At 35.5% G+C, this 609-nt stretch carries 1 protein-coding gene; it reads right to left on the minus strand.

Going from position 1 to position 609, the window contains the following annotated elements:
- Positions 1–406 precede the first annotated feature (406 nt).
- Positions 407–609 (minus strand): hypothetical protein (locus FCI53_RS21715; RefSeq protein WP_210238514.1); only part of this gene is annotated, 203 nt, incomplete at its 5' end.

The raw sequence follows: 609 nt of genomic DNA on the forward strand, positions 1-609 counted from the left end.
TATTGTTGAAAATTAAACGTCAACTATCAGGTGGATTATTTTGAAAAAGAATAACTAACAAAATTCGGGTCGTGCCACCTCTCTATTATTATTGAATTTGGTATCTGGAACTTTTTTAGCTGTTGTTGCTACCGTTTATCATAGAGAGCGTTTTTTACAGGAGGCAGTTTTTATATGCGTGACGTGAAACAATCTGAGAAACAAGATTTTTCGGGCCGAGCCAGGCACCTCCCTACATTATGCGCTTAACTGATACTTGTTGGAAGTTCTACAGAAACTTGTACAGAAGGTGGCTGACAAATGCCATCTTACAAGGGGGAGGTTACTCCTTTTCTGTGTTGGTTTAAGTAATGTTACTAGATTAATGAGTATGTTCGATTCGTAATTGATATATTAATAAAATAATTTAAGAAATCCGACTATAGGTAAGTCTTATTGGGATGAAGATAGACAAGCCATGGGTATAGAATTGCTGCTTCCATGTATTTTCAATAATGTATTGCTGTAATTGTTCCTGAATTTCTTTAGTTAGAGCCCGTTTCGGACTAAATCTAGGTTTATACGAAGGTTCACTCATAATATTTTCAGGAATAGGTAGATGTCGAATAT

It is taken from the genome of Aquibacillus sediminis (genome assembly GCF_005870085.1).
GTDB classification, from domain to species: domain Bacteria; phylum Bacillota; class Bacilli; order Bacillales; family Amphibacillaceae; genus Aquibacillus_E; species Aquibacillus_E sediminis.